The organism is Brevundimonas sp. (genome assembly GCF_041648115.1).
Lineage (GTDB): Bacteria > Pseudomonadota > Alphaproteobacteria > Caulobacterales > Caulobacteraceae > Brevundimonas.
In genome coordinates, this window is record NZ_JBAZPR010000010.1 from 159,894 (window position 1) to 176,840 (window position 16,947).

17 protein-coding genes are annotated in these 16,947 nt (G+C 68.4%); 10 read left to right on the forward strand and 7 right to left on the reverse strand.

Features of this window, described 5'->3' with window-relative positions; genetic code table 11:
• The first annotated feature begins 60 nt into the window (after nucleotides 1-60).
• Nucleotides 61-408 (forward strand): hypothetical protein, encoded by a 348-nt coding sequence (locus WC597_RS11015; RefSeq protein ID WP_372693351.1) that lies wholly within the window; start codon nucleotides 61-63, stop codon nucleotides 406-408.
• Between the two features lies 1 nt (nucleotide 409).
• Here the strand turns inward: WC597_RS11015 and WC597_RS11020 are convergent, their stop codons facing one another.
• The 4 genes from WC597_RS11020 to fsa are packed head-to-tail and all read right to left on the reverse strand — an operon-like array spanning nucleotide 410 to nucleotide 3,696.
• Nucleotides 410-1,357: an NAD(P)-dependent oxidoreductase gene (locus WC597_RS11020; RefSeq protein WP_372693352.1), complete on the reverse strand. Its 948-nt coding sequence runs from the start codon at nucleotides 1,355-1,357 to the stop codon at nucleotides 410-412.
• Between the two features lie 9 nt (nucleotides 1,358-1,366).
• Entirely contained in the window at nucleotides 1,367-2,311 is a 945-nt protein-coding gene (locus WC597_RS11025) for a tyrosine recombinase XerC (RefSeq protein WP_372693353.1), read from the reverse strand.
• Nucleotides 2,293-3,006, reverse strand: coding sequence for a DUF484 family protein (locus WC597_RS11030; RefSeq protein ID WP_372693354.1), 714 nt, complete (start codon nucleotides 3,004-3,006; stop codon nucleotides 2,293-2,295). The genes WC597_RS11025 and WC597_RS11030 overlap by 19 nt, the downstream gene beginning before the upstream one ends.
• Before the next feature lie 36 nt (nucleotides 3,007-3,042).
• Nucleotides 3,043-3,696 carry a fructose-6-phosphate aldolase gene (gene fsa / locus WC597_RS11035; RefSeq protein WP_372693355.1) on the reverse strand — a complete coding sequence of 218 codons (654 nt, stop codon included), beginning with the start codon at nucleotides 3,694-3,696 and terminating at the stop codon, nucleotides 3,043-3,045.
• Nucleotides 3,697-3,726: 30 nt separating this feature from the next.
• Between fsa and WC597_RS11040 the strand changes: the two genes are divergently transcribed.
• Entirely contained in the window at nucleotides 3,727-5,889 is a 2,163-nt protein-coding gene (locus WC597_RS11040) for a primosomal protein N' (protein ID WP_372693356.1), read from the forward strand.
• Between the two features lie 4 nt (nucleotides 5,890-5,893).
• On the opposite strand, the gene WC597_RS11045 is transcribed toward WC597_RS11040, so the two are convergent.
• Nucleotides 5,894-6,295, reverse strand: coding sequence for a Tat pathway signal protein (locus WC597_RS11045; protein WP_372693357.1), 402 nt, complete (start codon nucleotides 6,293-6,295; stop codon nucleotides 5,894-5,896).
• Nucleotides 6,296-6,319: 24 nt separating this feature from the next.
• Nucleotides 6,320-7,351, reverse strand: a complete 1,032-nt coding sequence (bioB, locus tag WC597_RS11050) for a biotin synthase BioB (protein WP_372693358.1) — start codon at nucleotides 7,349-7,351, stop codon at nucleotides 6,320-6,322.
• A 193-nt stretch (nucleotides 7,352-7,544) separates the two neighbouring features.
• On the opposite strand from bioB, the gene ahcY reads away from it, so the two are divergent.
• The 3 genes from ahcY to WC597_RS11065 all read left to right on the forward strand — a co-directional run bounded on the left by ahcY (nucleotide 7,545) and on the right by WC597_RS11065 (nucleotide 11,006).
• Complete coding sequence (ahcY, locus tag WC597_RS11055; protein ID WP_372693359.1) at nucleotides 7,545-8,936, forward strand: adenosylhomocysteinase; 1,392 nt, start codon at nucleotides 7,545-7,547, stop codon at nucleotides 8,934-8,936.
• A gap of 24 nt (nucleotides 8,937-8,960) precedes the next feature.
• Nucleotides 8,961-10,169 (forward strand): NAD(P)/FAD-dependent oxidoreductase, encoded by a 1,209-nt coding sequence (locus WC597_RS11060; protein ID WP_372693360.1) that lies wholly within the window; start codon nucleotides 8,961-8,963, stop codon nucleotides 10,167-10,169.
• Between the two features lie 462 nt (nucleotides 10,170-10,631).
• Nucleotides 10,632-11,006 (forward strand): zf-TFIIB domain-containing protein, encoded by a 375-nt coding sequence (locus WC597_RS11065; RefSeq protein ID WP_372693361.1) that lies wholly within the window; start codon nucleotides 10,632-10,634, stop codon nucleotides 11,004-11,006.
• Between the two features lie 161 nt (nucleotides 11,007-11,167).
• Here the strand turns inward: WC597_RS11065 and WC597_RS11070 are convergent, their stop codons facing one another.
• Nucleotides 11,168-12,886: a hypothetical protein gene (locus WC597_RS11070; protein WP_372693362.1), complete on the reverse strand. Its 1,719-nt coding sequence runs from the start codon at nucleotides 12,884-12,886 to the stop codon at nucleotides 11,168-11,170.
• Between the two features lie 230 nt (nucleotides 12,887-13,116).
• Between WC597_RS11070 and WC597_RS11075 the strand changes: the two genes are divergently transcribed.
• The 5 genes from WC597_RS11075 to WC597_RS11095 all read left to right on the forward strand — a co-directional run bounded on the left by WC597_RS11075 (nucleotide 13,117) and on the right by WC597_RS11095 (nucleotide 16,622).
• On the forward strand, nucleotides 13,117-13,821 hold the full coding sequence (locus tag WC597_RS11075) for a response regulator transcription factor (RefSeq protein ID WP_372693363.1): 705 nt from the start codon (nucleotides 13,117-13,119) through the stop codon (nucleotides 13,819-13,821).
• Nucleotides 13,790-15,403 (forward strand): sensor histidine kinase, encoded by a 1,614-nt coding sequence (locus WC597_RS11080; RefSeq protein ID WP_372693364.1) that lies wholly within the window; start codon nucleotides 13,790-13,792, stop codon nucleotides 15,401-15,403. Before WC597_RS11075 ends, WC597_RS11080 begins: the two co-directional genes overlap by 32 nt.
• A gap of 2 nt (nucleotides 15,404-15,405) precedes the next feature.
• Entirely contained in the window at nucleotides 15,406-15,828 is a 423-nt protein-coding gene (locus WC597_RS11085; protein WP_372693365.1) for an HPr kinase/phosphorylase, read from the forward strand.
• Nucleotides 15,829-15,948: 120 nt separating this feature from the next.
• Complete coding sequence (locus WC597_RS11090) at nucleotides 15,949-16,353, forward strand: PTS sugar transporter subunit IIA (protein ID WP_159848584.1); 405 nt, start codon at nucleotides 15,949-15,951, stop codon at nucleotides 16,351-16,353.
• Complete coding sequence (locus WC597_RS11095; RefSeq protein ID WP_372693366.1) at nucleotides 16,350-16,622, forward strand: HPr family phosphocarrier protein; 273 nt, start codon at nucleotides 16,350-16,352, stop codon at nucleotides 16,620-16,622. The genes WC597_RS11090 and WC597_RS11095 overlap by 4 nt, the downstream gene beginning before the upstream one ends.
• Nucleotides 16,623-16,947: the final 325 nt, after the last annotated feature.

The window sequence follows — 16,947 nt, forward strand, 5'->3', positions numbered from 1 at the left end:
CGCCGATCTGGTCAATCCGAGGTTGCTGGCTTAGGATCAGCATCGAACCCGGAGGATGCGATGCTGACCTTGCTCATGCTGGTCCTGTCCAACAGCGCGGCGATCGTCCATCCGGCGCCTGTCGTCGATCAGCCCATGGTGCGGATCGCGCCTGTCGTCGATCAGGCGATGGTGTGCGACGATCCTCTGATGCAGGCCCAGCAAGGCGGCGGCGACCGCGCCATGACGCTAGACCGTTCGCTCGATGACGGCCAGGCGCGGCGTTATATGCTGCTGGATCGGCGCGATCGGAACAACTGTCCCCTGCCGATCAGCTATGCGATCCCCGATCAGCCGCGCGCCCTGGGCCGCGAGTTCGGCCCGACCGTGTCGGTGACGCCGCATCGTCCCTCACGGCCGGGTCAGTAGGTTAGTCCGGGACCGGGGTGACCGGCGGCTTGTCCGCCAGGACGGCCTCAAGGTTCGCCATCATCAGTTCGGCCATGGCGTTGCGGGTCTCGACGGTGGCCGAGGCGACGTGGGGCGTCAGAACGCAGCGGTCGCTGTCGATCAGGGCCTGGGGCACGTTCGGTTCGTCCGCGAACACATCGAGGCCCGCGCCGCCCAGCCTGCCCGAGGTCAGGGCGGCGACCAGGGCGTCCTGATCCACCACCTCGCCGCGCGCGACATTGATCAGCACGCCGGTCGAACCCAGGGCCTCCAGCACCTCGGCCGAGACCAGGCCACGCGTCGAAGCGCCGCCCGGCACGATCACGATCAGCACATCGACCTCGGCCGCCAGATCGACCAAGTTCGGCACGTGCCGCCAGGGTGCATCCTTGACCGGATTGCGGGTGTGGTAGGCGATCTCGCCGGCGAAGGGCTCCAGTCGCCGCGCGATGGCCTGGCCGATCCGGCCCAGGCCCAGCAGGCCGTATCGCAGGCCTGTGGCGCTGCGCGACAGCGGCGGCGGCCCATCCGAGACCCAGCGCCCGGCGCGGACCCAGGCGTCCATGGCCGGCAGGCGACGCAAGGTCCCCAGGGCCAGCAGCAGGGCCAGGTCGGCGACATCCTCGTTCAGGACATCGGGCGTATGAGTGACGATCACGCGGCGCGACCGGGCGTGGGCGACATCGGTCAGGTCATAGCCGACGGCGTGGACGGAGACGATCTTCAGCGCGGGCAGGGCGTCGATCAGTCGGGCGTCCACGGACGCGGCGCCCGAGGCGGCGACGCCGACGATACGGTCGGCGACCTCGGGCGAAGGCAGGCCGTCGGGGCCGGGACGATGCAGGGTCCAGCCCAGACCGGGCGCGCGCTGGGTCAGCATTTGGTCCGCGAGGGCGGGCAGGCCTATGGCCAGGATGTCGATACTCATCCGGCCTTTTTAGGCGCGGGGATGGGCGGCCGCATAGGCATTCAAAAGTCTATCGGCGTCGACGCCGGTGTATTTCTGGGTCGTCGACAGGCTGGCGTGGCCCAGCAGTTCCTGGATCGAACGCAGGTCGGCGCCGGCGCCCAGCAGATGGGTCGCAAAACTGTGGCGCAGGGCGTGGGGCGTCGTGCGTTCGGGCAGACCCAGCCGGCCGCGCAACCGCTGGACCGAGGCCTGGACGTGACGCGGGCTGAGCGGTCCGCCGCGCCGGGCGCGGAACAGGGCGTCGCTCGGCTGGAGCGGGAAGGGCAGCAGTGCCAGATAGGCGTCCACCGCCGCGCGCACGGCGGGCAGGATGGGGGCGATGCGGGTCTTGGACCCCTTGCCGACGATGCGCAGGGTCTCGCCCAAGGGCGCCTCGGCGCGGGTCAGGGACATGGCCTCGGAGATCCGCAGGCCGCAGCCGTAGAGCAGGGTCAGCACCGCCCGGTCGCGCGCGGCCTCCCACGGTTCGGCGTCTGGATCGGCGTCCGGTTCGGCCAGCAGGCCGCGCGCCTGGTCCTCCGTCACCGGCCTGGGCAGGGACGGCTTGACCTTGGGGCCGCGCACCAGGGCCAGTTGCGGGGCGGGCGTGTCCAGCCGTCGGTCGAGAAAGGCGTGAAAGCCGCGAATCGCCGACAGGCTCTGACTCAATGACCGCGCCGCCAGCGGGTGATCGCCAGAGCGCCGCTCGGCCATATGGGCGCGGACCTCGGCGGCGGTGATCGTGCCCAGGTCGGCCAGCGACAGCGCCTCGCCGCGATGGCGTTCGAGGAAGGCGATATACAGCCGGCCGATATGGCCATAGGCCTCCAGCGTGCGCGGCGACAGCCTACGCTCATGCGCCAGATGGTCGAGCCAGGCGCGCAAGGCGTCGGGGGCGGTCAGTTGAGAGCTTTTCAGTTCAGGACGGGCCATCGCTCGGCCATCCGCTCCGTCACCCGCGCCAGGAAGGCGGCCAGTTCGCAGCCCATGTTCGGGGTGAAGCCTTCCGGCTCGGGCGAACCGAAGGCGCAGATGCAGGGGCGCGGCGGGGCGCCGGGCGTCAGGTGCGGGGCCATGCGGACCAGGGCGATGGACTTCACCTGATCCTCGGTCGCGCCAAAGAAATTCAGCCCCGGGATCATCGGACCCAGCCAGGTCAGACCGTGCTCGCCCAGCAGATTGTCGACGTCGCCCTCTTCCAGCGCGCGCCAGCCGAAGGGCACGCCGCCGGGCTTTTCCAGGGCGATGGCGGCGCCGGCCAGGCCGAACCGCCCCTGCGCCGCCGCATCCAGTCGTCGGGCCAGGTCGGAATGGTTCCTGGCCTCCATCAGGTCCAGGGTCGCGACGTGCGTCTGGGTCTGGGCCGCGAAGTTGGCCCGCGCGATCAGTTCGATCTCGCGCCGGGCGCCGGTCTCGCGCTCGACCACGGCCTCAAGCCGCGTCAGGGCGGCGGCGCCGAACTCGACCACGTTGCGGCCGTGCGGACGCAGGCCGATCTCCTCCAGCAGGGACCGGTCGTCCAGCAGGGTCTGGGGATGGGTCTGCAGCCAGCCGCGCACGTCAGGCCAATGCAGGCCGTCGCCGATGTGCGGCGTTACGTCCGATTCCGACGTTTCGAAAAGGTCCAATGAGCCGCTCAAACAGACCTCTCCGGGACGTGAATGCTACAGAATAGACTGACCGGTCTTGGCCCAGTCCGCCACGAAGGCATCAAGACCCTTGTCGGTTAACGGGTGGTTCACCAGCGCCTTGAAGGTGTCGGCGCCGAAGGTGGCGGCGTCCGATCCGGCGACGGCGGCGGCGGCGACATGGCCCACATTGCGCAGGGACGCGGCCAGGATCTGGGTGTCGAAGCCGTGGACGTCATACAGGACGCGGATTTCTTCCAGCAGGCCGATGCCGTCGGCGCCGTTGTCTTCCAGGCGACCGACGAAGGGAGAGACGAAGGTGGCGCCGGCCTTGGCGGCCAGAAGGGCCTGGGCGGCCGAGAAGCACAGGGTGACGTTGGTCTTGACGCCCTTGTCGGTGAAGACGCGGCAGGCGCGCAGGCCGTCCCAGGTCAGGGGCAGTTTCACGACCACGTTCGGGGCGATGGCGGCGAGCTTGTCGCCCTCCTTGACCATGGTCTCGAAATCGAGCGAGACGGCCTCGGCGGAAATCGGCCCCTCGACCAGGGCGCAGATTTCGGCGATGACCTCGGCGATGTTCCGGCCCGACTTGGCGATCAGCGACGGATTGGTGGTGACGCCGTCCACCATCCCGGTGGGGACCATGTCCTTGATGACGGCGACGTCGGCGGTATCGAGAAAGAGTTTCATGGGCGGCTTCATAGCCGAGGGCGAAGTTCGGTGAAAGTCGCCTCGGTCCTCATTCCCCTGCCGGTGCCGGAAGCCTTCGATTACGAGGTTCCCGAAGGCATGACGCTGGCGCGCGGCGATCAGGTCGCGGCGCCGCTGGGTCCGCGCCTGATGCGGGGCGTGGTGTCGGAGGTGTTCGAGACGACGGGATCGAACCGGCGGCTAAAGGCGGTGGACAGTCGGCTGGACGATCCGGCCCTGCCGGCGGGCGTCATGGATTTCGTGGAATGGGCCGGGCGCTGGACCCTGTCGCCGCCGGGCGAGATGGCGGCGACGGCGTTGAAGGGCCTTCGCGCGCCGCGTCCCCGGCCAGAACGGCGGGTGCGGCGGGTAGGCGAGCGGGCGCCGTCGCGGGCCACCCCGGCGCGAACGGGCGTGCTGGAGGCCCTGGGCGAGCGATCCATGAAGGGCGCCGATCTGGCGCGAGCGGCGGGGGTGTCGTCCGCCGTGGTCAAGGGACTGATCGACGAAGGCGTGCTGGAGATCATCGAGATCGCGGCCGAGGCGGCGTTCGACCGACCCGATCCTGATCATGCGCCCGCATCACTGAACGGGGATCAGGCGGCAGCCGCGGCGGCCCTGTCGGCGGGTGTGACCGGCGGCGGTTTCCGACCCTTCCTGCTGGACGGGGTGACGGGGTCGGGCAAGACCGAGGCCTATCTGGAAGCCGTCGCGCGGGTTCTGCGGGCCGACCCGACCGCGCAGATCCTGATCCTGCTGCCCGAGATCGCCCTGACGCAGGCCCTGATCGAGCGGATCACGGCCCGGTTCGGCGCGGCTCCGGCGGAATGGCATTCCGGCGTCGCCCCGCCGCGCCGTCGCCAGGTGTGGGAGGCGGTGGTCGCCGGCCGCTGCAACATCGTGGTCGGGGCGCGGTCGGCCCTGTTCCTGCCCTTCGTCAACCTGCGGCTGATCGTGGTGGACGAGGAGCACGACGGCTCGTTCAAGCAGGAGGAGGGGTTGGTCTATCACGGCCGCGACCTGGCGGTGGCGCGGGCGCGGATCGAGGGGGCGGCGGTGGTCCTGGCCTCGGCGACGCCGTCGCTGGAGACGTTGTGGAACGCCCAGAGCGGGCGTTACGACTGGCTGAAGCTGGGCGCGCGGCACGGGACGGCGGTCCTGCCGGACATCGCCCTGCTGGACTTGCGCCAGAATACGCCCGATCCCCAGACCTGGCTGTCGCAACCGCTGCGGCTGGCCATCGGCGAGACCTTGCTGCGGGGCGAGCAGACGCTGCTGTTCCTGAACCGGCGCGGATACGCCCCTGTCGTCCTGTGCCGCGCCTGCGGACATCGGCTGACGGCGCCCGACACCGACAGCTGGCTGGTCGAGCATCGCTATACCGGGCGGCTGGTCTGTCACCTGACCGGCTTTTCCATGGCGCGTCCGAAGCTGTGTCCGTCGTGCGGGGCCGAGGATTCGCTGGTCTCGGTCGGACCGGGCGTGGAGCGGGTCGAGGAGGAGGTGCGCCAACTGTTCCCCGAGGCGCGGACGGCGGTGTTCAGTTCGGACACCGCGCCGGACGCCAAGTCGGCGCGCGCGCTGATCCAGCGGATGACCGACGGCGAGATCGACATTCTGGTCGCTACCCAGGCCGCGGCCAAAGGGCACAACTTCCCGCGCCTGACCCTGGTCGGGGTGGTGGATGCAGACCTGGGCCTGCGTGGCGGCGACCTGCGGGCGGCCGAGCGGACCTATCAACTGCTGGCTCAGGCGACGGGCCGGGCGGGGCGGGCGGATCGGCCGGGGCGGGCCATTTTGCAGACCTGGACGCCCGAGCATCCGGTGCTGATGGCGTTGGCGGCGGGCGACCGCGACGCCTTCGTCGAGGCGGAGATGGCCGAGCGCGAGGCGGCGTCGCTTCCGCCCTATGGCCGGCTGGCGGCGATCATCCTGTCCAGCGAGAATGCGGCTGCGGTGGAGAAGACAGCCAACGACCTGGCCCAGGCCATTCCCAACGCCGAACGGCTGGAGGTCTATGGTCCCGCCGACGCACCCCTGGCCCTGGTGCGGGGACGCAGGCGCAAGCGGCTGCTGGTGCGGGCCGACCGCGACGTGAACATCCAGGCCTTTCTGCGGGCCTGGCTGGCGCGGGTGAAGGTGCCGGGCTCGGTCCGCCTGACGGTGGACGTGGACCCCTATTCGTTCCTTTAGGCGCTCAGGCCGCCATGACGGTGCCGAGCAGCACGCGGGCGCCGGCCCTGCCCAGGGTGGCGTTGGTCGCCGCCTGAAGCTCGGCCGACAACTGGTCGATATTGGGCACGGCGCCGGGACGCAGGCCGTTGGCGAACCGCTGGGCGGCCGTGTTGTAGGCGGCGCGCAGGCGCGGCGCGGACTGCTGGGCGCGGGTGCGCAAGGCGGCGTCCGGGACATCGACCCCCGTCTCGATGGTCAGAACCCCGCGACGGCCGCTGGCCTGGATGATCGAGGCGGTGATAACCGGAAGGCGGAAATAGGTGTCGGCGGACGCAGCGCCCCCGCCGCTCGACGAGGCGCGAGCGGTGGTCGAGGCGGCGGCAGTCGCGACGACGGCGAGACCGAGAAGTGCGCGGCGTTCCATGCCGACAGCCCTAATCCCAATCCCTTAATTCGCCGTTGCTCCGACGGGCATGGGTTGCAGGTCCAGCAGGGCGAACAGGCGGGCGTCCTCGTCCTGTTCGGGATTGGGGGTGGTCAGTAGTTTGCCGCCGACGAAGATGGAGTTGGCGCCGGCGAGGAAGCACAGCGCTTGCATCTCCGGGCTCATGGTCTCGCGACCCGCCGACAGGCGCACCATCGCCTTGGGGCAGACCAGGCGGGCGACGGAGACGGTGCGGACGAACTCGATCGGATCGATCTCGCCGGTCTTCAGCACGCGCTCTCCCAGCGGTGTTCCCGTGACGGGGACCAGGGCGTTGACCGGCAGGCTGTCGGGATGGGCGGGCAGGGTCGCCAGGGCGTGCAGCAGGCCGGCCCGGTCTCGCCGCGCCTCGCCCATGCCGACGATGCCGCCGCAGCAGGTGCTCATGCCCGCGTCGCGGACGTGCTCCAGCGTGTCCAGCCGGTCCTGATAGGTGCGGGTGGTGACGACCTCGGCGTAGTAGTCGGGGCCGGTGTCGAGGTTGTGGTTGTAGTAGTCGAGCCCGGCGTCCTTGAGCTGGCGCGCCTGATCGGCGGTCAGCATGCCCAGGGTGGCGCAGGTTTCCAGCCCCAGGGCCTTCACGCCAGAGATCATCGCCGCCAGCTTGGGCGTGTCGCGATCCTTCAACTCGCGCCAGGCCGCGCCCATGCAGAAGCGGCTGGCGCCCCCGGCCTTTGCGGCCATGGCCTCGGCGATGACGGTGGTCGGCTCCATCAGTTTCTCGGCTTTCAGCCCGGTCTTGAAACTGGCCGATTGCGAGCAGTAGCCGCAGTTCTCGGCGCAGCCGCCGGTCTTGATCGACAGCAGCTGCGACTTCTGGACTTCGCTTGGGTCGAACCAGCGACGGTGGACCGAGGCGGCGTCGAACACCAGTTCCATGAAGGGGCGGGCGAACAGGGCCTCGACCTCTTCCAAGGTCCAGTCGTGGCGGGGTTGCGCCGCGTCGATGCAAGCGTCGAGACGGGCGGGGAGGGTGCGGGAGAGGTCGTCGGCCATGAGGCACGACTAGCATCCGTTTCCCCTGATGCAAGCAGGGTCATACGCAAAAGCGTAATTTTGCAAATCTTCGCCTTCGCAAAATCGGGCGCGACTGCGGCGCATCACATAAGGATATCTTTATGGGTTTCTTGCTCATAAAGGCCGGGCGGGCTATGAGGCCCCAAACCTTCCTGAGGCTCGGAGCCCCGACATGACCGACTACATCGTCCGCGACATTTCCCTGGCCGACTGGGGCAACAAGGAAATCGAGATCGCCGAAACCGAAATGCCGGGCCTGATGTCCCTGCGCGAGGAGTTCGGCGCCAGCCAGCCGCTGAAGGGCGCCCGCATCGCCGGCAGCCTGCACATGACCATCCAGACGGCGGTCCTGATCCAGACGCTGGAAGCCCTGGGCGCCGAAGTGCGCTGGGCCTCGTGCAACATCTTCTCGACCCAGGACCACGCCGCCGCCGCCATCGCGGCCGCCGGCACGCCGGTCTTCGCCACCAAGGGCGAGACGCTGGAAGAGTACTGGGACTATGCCCACAAGATCTTCGAATGGGCCGACGGCGGCTATCCGAACCTGATCCTGGACGACGGCGGCGACGCGACCCTGCTGACGGTTCTCGGTCCCAAGGCCGAGAAGGATATCTCGGTCCTGGCCAACCCGCAGAACGAGGAAGAAGAAGCCCTGTTCGCGGTGATGAAGCGCTACATCGCCGAGAAGCCCGGCTTCTATTCGGCCATCCGCGACGCCATCGGCGGCGTGTCGGAAGAGACGACCACGGGCGTTCACCGCCTGTATCAGATGGCCGAAAAGGGCGAGCTGCCCTTCCCCGCCATCAACGTCAACGACAGCGTCACCAAGTCCAAGTTCGACAACCTGTACGGCTGCCGTGAGTCGCTGGTCGACGCCATCCGTCGCGGCACCGACGTCATGCTGTCGGGCAAGGTCGCCGTGGTCTGCGGTTACGGCGACGTGGGCAAGGGCTCGGCCGCTTCGCTGCGCCAGGGCGGCGCCCGCGTGATCGTGACCGAGATCGACCCGATCTGCGCCCTGCAGGCCGCGATGGAAGGCTATGAGGTCCAGACGCTGGACGACAGCGCCGGCCGCGCCGACATCTATGTGACCACGACCGGCAACAAGGACGTCATCACCGTCGAGCACATGCGGCAGATGAAAAACAACGCCATCGTCTGCAACATCGGTCACTTCGATAGCGAGATTCAGGTCGCCGGCCTGAAGAACTTCAAGTGGGACGAGATCAAGCCGCAGGTCCACCACATCGAATTCCCGGACGGCAAGAAGATCATCCTGCTGTCGGAAGGCCGTCTGGTGAACCTGGGCAATGCGACGGGCCACCCGTCCTTCGTGATGTCGGCGTCCTTCACCAACCAGACGCTGGCCCAGATCGAGTTGTGGACCAACGCCAAGGCCTACGACAACCAGGTCTATACCCTGCCCAAGCACCTGGACGAGAAGGTCGCCCTGCTGCACCTGGCCAAGCTGGGCGCCAAGCTGACCGTCCTGACCAAGGACCAGGCCGACTATATCAACGTGCCGGTCGAAGGCCCGTTCAAGGCGGACCATTATCGCTACTAAGACCCTCGAAACGAGGGGGCTGTCATGACGAGGGCGTCGTTCGACGTCCTCGTCGTGGGAGCAGGCGCGGCCGGGATGATGGCCGCGATCGAGGCCGGGCGGCGCGGGCGCCGGGTGCTGGTCGTCGATCATGCCGACCGGCCGGGCGAGAAGATCCGCATCTCGGGCGGCGGGCGCTGCAACTTCACCAATCTGGGCTGCGGGCCGGCGAACTTCCTGGGCGAGAACCCCCGGTTCGCGACCTCGGCCCTGCGCCGCTACACCCAGCACGACTTCGTCAAACGGATCGACCGGGCGGGCATCGCCTGGCACGAGAAGACGCTGGGCCAGCTGTTCTGCGACGACAGCGCCAAGCAGATCGTCCGTATGCTGACCGACGATATGGCGGCGGCGAGTGTGACCCTGACCATGAAGACCGGCGTTGAGCGGATCGCGCGATCCGGCGACGGCTGGTCGGCGACCCTGTCGGACGGCGCGCAGGTCGCGGCGACGTCGCTGGTCGTGGCGACGGGCGGCAAGTCGATCCCCAAGATGGGCGCGACCGGCTGGGCCTATGAGGTCGCGCGCCAGTTCGACATTCGCGTCACCGAGACGCGGCCGGCCCTGGTGCCGCTGACGTTCGAGGCGGGGTTGCTGGAGACGCTGGTTCCGCTGGCGGGGGTGGCGGTGGATGCCTCGGTCGCCTCGGCGCCCGAAGGGGCCAAGTCGCGCAAGGCCAGCTTCAACGAGGCGATGCTGTTCACCCATCGGGGGCTCAGCGGGCCGGCTATCCTTCAGATCAGCTCCTACTGGCGTGAGGGCGAGGCGGTGGTGGCCTCGATGGCGCCGGGTCGCGACGTGTTCGAGGAACTGAAGGCGGCCAAGGCGTCGAACGGCAAACAGGCCGTGCATACGGCGCTGGGCCATATCGTGCCGCGCCGTCTGGCCGAGAGCCTGTGCATGCGCGAAGGCGCTGCGGGCAATCTGGCGGACCTGTCGGACAAGGTGCTGAGGCGGCTGGACCAGGCGGTCAACGCCTGGGCGGTCAAGCCTGTGGGGTCGGAAGGCTATCGCACCGCCGAGGTCACCCTGGGCGGGGTGGATACCGCCGCGCTGGACCAGCAGACGATGCAGGCCAAGGCCGTTCCAGGGCTGTATTTCATCGGCGAGGCGGTGGACGTGACCGGCTGGCTTGGCGGTTATAATTTCCAGTGGGCCTGGTCGTCGGGCTGGGCGGCCGGGCAGGTCTGCTAGGTTTTCAGGGTGCAATCTGTGCACTTTGGCCGGCCGGACTGACGGAAAAACACCGTCTAATTCGTCTAATGTGTCTCGTTCGGCGTTCGATCTGGCGCGCGCGCGACGATGTCAAAGACCAAGTAATCCAGTTTAACCGGGTTTGGCCCCATGACAGGCGGATGGTCGCTGGTCGGTTTCAAAGTACGGAAAAGCTGAGCATTTTCCTCGGCAGATAGGATGGAAGGGCGTCGAAAGCACCCTGCGGCCCCGCGACGCATGGCGGCGGGGCGGGACGGCGCCTAGCTTGAAGGAGCGGAACGGGCCCTTTGGCGTTGTTGCGGTCTGGCGTTCCCCCTTCCTTGCGCCGGGCTGGGCGACGCGATGTCGGACCGCACGGGTGCGTCGATGCGATGGGCTTTGTCCCCCTCCTGGCCTGTCGTATCGACCACCCGATCCTGATTTTTCGACCGGAGCCAGATAATGCCTCTTCTGATGTGCCCGAACGACAACGCCGCCATGCAGACGCTGGAGCGTAACGGCGTGCAGTTCGACATGTGTCCCGACTGCCGTGGCGTCTGGCTGGATCGCGGCGAGCTGGAAAAACTGATGGCCGCCGCCGTCGAGGAAGGCCGCGCCGCCGCGCCGGTCGCGCCCGCGCCCCAGGCCTATGCCCCGCCGCCGCAACCGCAGCAATACGCCCAGCCTCAACCCCAGCCGTGGGGCGGGGCGGCGCCTCAGCCCTATCGCGACGACCGGGGCTACAGGAGCGACAAACATCGCGACGGCCGCCATGGCGACGACGACTATCGCTACAAGAAAAAGAAGCGCGACAGCATCTTCGACATCTTCGACTGAGTAGCCCAAAATCCGTCACCCTCGGGCTTGTCCCGAGGGCCCACCTGCGGTCGCGCTCAGGACGGGAGGGTTCAAACGGGCGGTGCGTAACCCCGACTTTCCGTGTCCAACTTGCCGTAGGCCCTCGGGACGAGCCCGAGGGTGACAGGTTGGGGGAGAGGCTAGGCGGCGAGACCCGCCGCCTGCATCAGGCTCTTCAGGGCAGCGACGCTTTCGGGCGCGGCAGACAGGGCGGTGCGGACGTCCGGCGCGCGCAGCAGCTTGATCGCCTCGGACCGGGCGCGGTCGGCCGCCGGCCCCAATGGGCCAGCCTCCCCCACCGCCAGTTTCAGCAGGGCCGCCAGCTTCTGGGGGGCAGAGACCTGGGCGCGGACGATCTGGGCGACCAGGTTGGCGTCGGCCTCCAGATTGGCGCCGACCGCACCGATGGCCTCGGCGATCTGGGTCTGGTCGTGTTCGCCCAGATGGGCGGCGCGGACCGCGCGTTGCAGCCGCGCCAGGGTCGCCAGTTTCTGAGAGGCGCTGGGGCCGCCGGGCACGGCCTGACGCATCTCGGTCTCGAAACGCAGCGAACCGATACAGGCGCTGAGCCAGCGGGCGGCGGCGCGCTTGTTGGCCCCGCCGGTGACGTTCTCGCACAGCCGTGTCAGCTGCTCGGCCTCGGCCAGGACGGTGGGGCAGGGGTTGACGTAGGCGCCGACGAAGTCCGCCGTGACCAGGCTCTTGGAGCGTTCGACGAAGGCGGTCTGAACCTCTTCCAGCGTCAACAGCCGGCCGGCCGAGGAGGTCAGGGCCATGGCCAGAAGCCGCAGGATGTCGATCTCGCCCACCGGGTCGGCGGGGCGAAGCCGGCGCGGGCTGGTCAGTTCGCGCGTCACCAGACGGGCCAGGGACGCGGCCAGCAGCGGGAAGTCGCCGGCCGCCAGATGCACGCCCAGGCGCGCGGCCGGGCCGTCCACATCGGGCATCATCAGGGCCAGACGCGGGTCCATGCGCAGCAGACCGTCCATCTCGGCCGGGGCCACCATCCGCACGATGGCCGCCAGATTGGCGCCCTGATCCAGCGACGGACCGAGGATTTCGGTCAGGTTGGTGCGCACCGCCAGCATCTCGGCGACGATCTGTTCGACCACCACCACGACCAGGGCGCGCGGCGGGCCGTCGGCCGGAGCCGCGTCCATCAAATCCATCAGCGCGCCCAGCCGCTCGCGCGCTCCGCGTCGGTCCTTCAGGGCGCCGGCGACGACGCCGCCCATGCTGAAGGCGCGATCCGAAGAACCGGCCAGACGGTGCGCCAGATCCGAGATGGAGCGGCCTTCCAGGGCGGGGAACATGCCGTCGCGGCCGGCCTTGCGCAGGCGCGCCATGCCCTGTTCGACCAGCTTCTGATAATGGCGCACGACGCCGTGGACGTCCTGGCCGGTGGCCTGGCTTTCGGGGACCGCGACCTTCTGGATGGCGTGTTGAAGCTCGACGCCCGAGGCCTCCAGTCGTTCGGCCACGTCCGGGCGGTGCAGCAGTTCGAAGGCGGTGACGCCCTCGCGCTTCAGCCAATCCTCCAGCACCCGGCCGATCAGGGCGCGGGCGTGGGGGGAATAGAGCTCGGCCGGTCCGCTGCAGGCCGGGCGCAGCGTCGGGTCGGCGACCTTCTTCTTTTTCTCTTCCGGCGCGCCCAGGGTCAGGATGGTCAGGGAGCTGAACTCCATCGTGTCGGGGTCCAGCGTCTCCTTGGTGACGCGCGAGGCGACGGCGAGGCGGTCGTTCAACTGGTCTTCGGCGGTCTCGATGGCGTGTTTGCGGTCTTCGGTGGCGATCAGCAGGGTCCAGGCGGACGGCGCGCTCTTGCGGACATAGACTTCGTAGTGGATCGGACCGGCCATGGCGCCACCCTGGCGCGCAAGGCTTTAAGGCGAGGTTTGCAGAGGCGAATTTGGCGCCGCGTTGAAATGGGCGGGGCGACGAACCATCTTGGGCGTTCGCGGGCTGTTGGAGATTGTGGAGCGAATTCCCTTCTGCCCGCCGGGCTCCAGCCCTAATGTCACCGTGATCGAACGGTTACGCTTGTTGCGCGTTGTCGTTCGCGAGAACGCAAGTTCAGGAGAAGACAGACTTGGCCAATATCACCCTGATCGATGACGACGAGAACATCGTGGCGTCCGTGTCGCTGGCGCTGGAAAGCCATGGCCACAAGATCACCGCCTATCACGACGGCGCATCGGGCCTGGCCGCGCTGGAATCCTCGCCGCCCGATCTGGCGATCCTGGACGTGAAGATGCCGCGCATGGACGGGATGGAGGTGCTGCGTCGCCTGCGCCAGACCTCGCAGATTCCGGTCATCATGCTGACGTCCAAGGACGAGGAGATCGACGAGATTCTCGGCTTCAATCTGGGCGCCGACGACTATATGCACAAGCCGTTCAGCCAGCGGCTGCTGATCGAACGGGTCAAGGCCCTGCTGCGCCGCACCGGCGCCGACGGCGGCGAGCCGGAAACGGCGGCCGAGGTTTCGGGCCGGGCGATCAAGCGCGGCAAGCTGTCGATGGACCCCGCGCGTCACGAATCCACCTGGGAAGGCAAGCCGGTCAAGCTGACGGTTACCGAGTTCTTGCTGCTGCAGGCTCTGGCCCAGCGCCCCGGCTTCGTGAAGAGCCGCGACAATCTGATGGACGCCGCCTACGACGATCAGGTCTATGTCGACGACCGCACCATCGACAGCCACGTCAAGCGGATGCGCAAGAAGTTCCGCGCCGTGGACAATGAGTTCGACGCGATCGAGACCCTGTATGGCGTCGGCTACCGCTACCGCGAGAGCTGATCTTCCGGGCGGGCGCGAGCCCGACGAGGACCCTGTGCGCCGGCCGTTGTTTCGCTTCGGCGGATCGCGGCTGGGCGGCTTCATCCTGGTGCTCAACCTGCTCAGCCTGCTGATCCTGTTCGGCGGCGCCTTGCTGCTGAACGAGTGGAGCAAAGGGCTGGTCGGCGCGCGCCAGGAATCGCTGAGCGTCCAGGCCGAACTGCTGGCCAACGTCCTGCGCGAGGAGGGCGTGACGCGGGGCGAGCCGACACCCGAGCTGGATCCGATCCGCGCCTCGCTGTGGCTGACCGACCGGTTCATTCCGGCGGGGCAGCGGGTGCGGCTGTACGACATCAACGGCCTGTTGCTGGTGGACAGCTATCAGGTGACCGAGGCCATCGGCGGACAGCCCCTGCCCGACGCCAATCCGGCCGGCGCCCCGGCGCCCGACAGCGCGGCGGCGAGCATCGTGTCCGAGCGCCGCGTCGCCCGCGCCGACAGCGAGCTGGCCGCCGAGGTCTCGGCCGCGCTGGAAGGCGCACCCCAGGCGACCCTGCGCCGCAACGAATCCGGCGACCGGGTCGTGTCCGTCTCTATTCCCGTGCGCCATGTGCGCCAGGTGCTGGGCGTGCTGACGGTCGAATCCGGCGACGTGGACGAAATTCTGAGCGCTCAGCGGCGCGCCCTGGTGCCGTTCGCCCTGGTGGCGCTGGGGGTCAATCTGCTGGCCTCGCTGCTGCTGCATCTGTTCGTGGCGCGGCCGATCATGCGACTGTCGGCGGCGGCGGATCAGGTCAAGCTGCAACGCGCGCGCGCCATCTCCCTGCCCGATCTGGAGGATCGCAAGGACGAGATCGGCGACCTGGCGCGGTCGCTGGAATCCATGACCGACACCCTGTCGACGCGGATGGACGCCATCGAACGGTTCGCGGCCGATGTGTCGCACGAGATCAAGAACCCCCTCACCTCGATCCGCTCGGCGCTGGAGACCCTGCCGCTGGTCAAGACCGATGCTCACCGCGAGAAGCTGACGGCGCTGTTGCAGCAGGACGTGCGTAGGCTGGATCGGCTGATCACCGACATTTCGAATGCGTCGCGGCTGGATGCAGAGCTGTCGCGGGATCGGCCGCGCCCGGTGGACGTGAACCGGCTGCTGGCCGACATCGTCGGCATCTATGAGACGACGGCCAAGCCCGGAGACATCCCGGTCGCGTTCACAGCGCCGGAGCAGGCCTTGCGCGTCATGGGACGCGACGGGCCGCTGGGTCAGGTGTTCCGCAACCTGATCGACAACGCCCGCTCGTTCAGCCCGGCCGGCGGCGTGGTCAAGGTGACACTGGAAGAGACGACCGACGACCTGCCGATCCGGGTCCGGGTCGAGGACCAGGGGCCGGGCATTCCGGCCGAGAACCTGGAGACGGTGTTCGAGCGGTTCTACACCTCGCGGCCCAAGGGGGCGGTGTTCGGATCGAACTCGGGCCTGGGCCTGTCCATCGTGCGTCAGATCGCCGAGGCGCACGGCGGACGCGTCCATGCGGAAAACCGTCCCGAGGGCGGCGCCCGGTTCGAGATCGTCTTCCCGGCGGTCGGCCGCAGGGCATGAGGATGGAGCCGCCCGTCCACGCCACCACGGTCGCCATTCGGCGCCGGGGCGAGTGGCAGGGGGTGATGATCCTGGGGCCGTCGGGCGTGGGCAAGAGCGATCTGGCGCTGAGGCTGATCGGGCGCGGCTGGCGGTTGATCAGCGACGATTACACCCAGGTCTGGACTTCGGGCGGGGCGGTTCATGCCTCGGCGCCGGCCTCGATCGCGGGTCGGATCGAGGTTCGCGGGGTCGGAATCGTGTCCGCGGCGACACGCCCCATGACCCGAGTAGTCCTGGCCATCGCCTGCGTGCCGGAGGCCGTCGAACGGCTTCCAGAGCCGCAGTTCCGGCGTTTCGCGGGGGTGGACCTGCCCCTCTTGGCGCTGGACCCCCGACCCGCTTCGGCCGTCGATGTGGTCGCAGCGGCGTTGGAGACGCTTTGAAACCCCGAAAGACGGGTCTATGACACGCCCCTTGCGGTCCACAGAGGGCGGCGTCCGGCCTCCCTTGCCGGGCGGGGGAATGCTTGGGACGGTTCGGGGCGGGATGCGAGTGAAGTCCTCATGATCGGTCTGGTGATCGTCACCCACGGCGGGTTGGCGTCCGAGTTTCTCTCCGCCATGGAGCATGTGGTCGGCCCGCAGCGCGGCGTCGCGGCCATCTGCATCGGGCCGGACGACGACATGGAGCGTCGGCGTCGCGACATCGTGGACGCTGCGGCCGCCGTGGACGACGGCGACGGCGTCATCCTGCTGACCGACATGTTCGGCGGCACCCCGTCGAACCTGGCGATTTCGGTGATGGAACAGACCCACGCCGAGGTGATCGCGGGGCTGAACCTGCCCATGCTGATCAAACTGGCCAGCGTGCGCGGGCGCGAGACGCTGGAGTCCTGTGTGGCCCATGCGCAGGACGCCGGCCGCAAATACATCTCCGTCGCGTCCTGGGTGCTCGCAGGCGAAAAATGACTGTCGCGGCGACCCTGAACATCTGCAACACGCGCGGCCTGCACGCCCGCGCCTCGGCCAAGTTCGTCAAACTGGCCTCCAGCTTCGAAAGCGAGATCCACGTCACCCGCGACGGCGTGACGGTGGACGCCCGCTCGATCATGGGCCTGCTGATGCTGGGGGCCGGCATCGGCTGCAGCATCGACGTCTCCGCCGAAGGCCCGGACGCCGACGAGGCGATGGAAGCTTTGACCGACCTGGTCGCGCGGAAGTTCGACGAGGATCAGTAGACCGAGGTCTGCACGACGGTGTTTGACCCTGGGGCCATGGCTTCAACGCATCCTGATAATCGCCGAAAACGGACAGTGTGTAGGTCGCCTTAGGGTGGAAGCCGACGCTGGAGTTGTTGACCCCCCAGCGCTTGCACGGAACTCTGGCGCTAGATGAAGGCGATTTGGGCCGCTGGTCGCGCTGTCGAGCGAACTGGCCGTGACGTGACCCCCGTTTCTCATCCAGCCATAACGAGAGTCCTTTGGTGATCTGAACTGGGGTTGGTGGGGTTGGCAAGAGGCCGGTCAGCGCAGCCTTCAACCAGCGCAGCGGACCGGCCGATTT

Coding starts and splice junctions, on each gene's coding strand:
- WC597_RS11015 (WP_372693351.1), top strand. CDS start 61: ATGCTGACCTTGCTCATGCTGGTCCTGTCCAACAGCGCGGCGATCGTC.
- WC597_RS11020 (WP_372693352.1), bottom strand. CDS start 1,357: ATGAGTATCGACATCCTGGCCATAGGCCTGCCCGCCCTCGCGGACCAA.
- WC597_RS11025 (WP_372693353.1), bottom strand. CDS start 2,311: ATGGCCCGTCCTGAACTGAAAAGCTCTCAACTGACCGCCCCCGACGCC.
- fsa (WP_372693355.1), bottom strand. CDS start 3,696: ATGAAACTCTTTCTCGATACCGCCGACGTCGCCGTCATCAAGGACATG.
- WC597_RS11045 (WP_372693357.1), bottom strand. CDS start 6,295: ATGGAACGCCGCGCACTTCTCGGTCTCGCCGTCGTCGCGACTGCCGCC.
- bioB (WP_372693358.1), bottom strand. CDS start 7,351: ATGGCCGACGACCTCTCCCGCACCCTCCCCGCCCGTCTCGACGCTTGC.
- ahcY (WP_372693359.1), top strand. CDS start 7,545: ATGACCGACTACATCGTCCGCGACATTTCCCTGGCCGACTGGGGCAAC.
- WC597_RS11060 (WP_372693360.1), top strand. CDS start 8,961: ATGACGAGGGCGTCGTTCGACGTCCTCGTCGTGGGAGCAGGCGCGGCC.
- WC597_RS11065 (WP_372693361.1), top strand. CDS start 10,632: ATGCCTCTTCTGATGTGCCCGAACGACAACGCCGCCATGCAGACGCTG.
- WC597_RS11070 (WP_372693362.1), bottom strand. CDS start 12,886: ATGGCCGGTCCGATCCACTACGAAGTCTATGTCCGCAAGAGCGCGCCG.
- WC597_RS11080 (WP_372693364.1), top strand. CDS start 13,790: ATGGCGTCGGCTACCGCTACCGCGAGAGCTGATCTTCCGGGCGGGCGC.
- WC597_RS11085 (WP_372693365.1), top strand. CDS start 15,406: ATGGAGCCGCCCGTCCACGCCACCACGGTCGCCATTCGGCGCCGGGGC.
- WC597_RS11090 (WP_159848584.1), top strand. CDS start 15,949: ATGATCGGTCTGGTGATCGTCACCCACGGCGGGTTGGCGTCCGAGTTT.
- WC597_RS11095 (WP_372693366.1), top strand. CDS start 16,350: ATGACTGTCGCGGCGACCCTGAACATCTGCAACACGCGCGGCCTGCAC.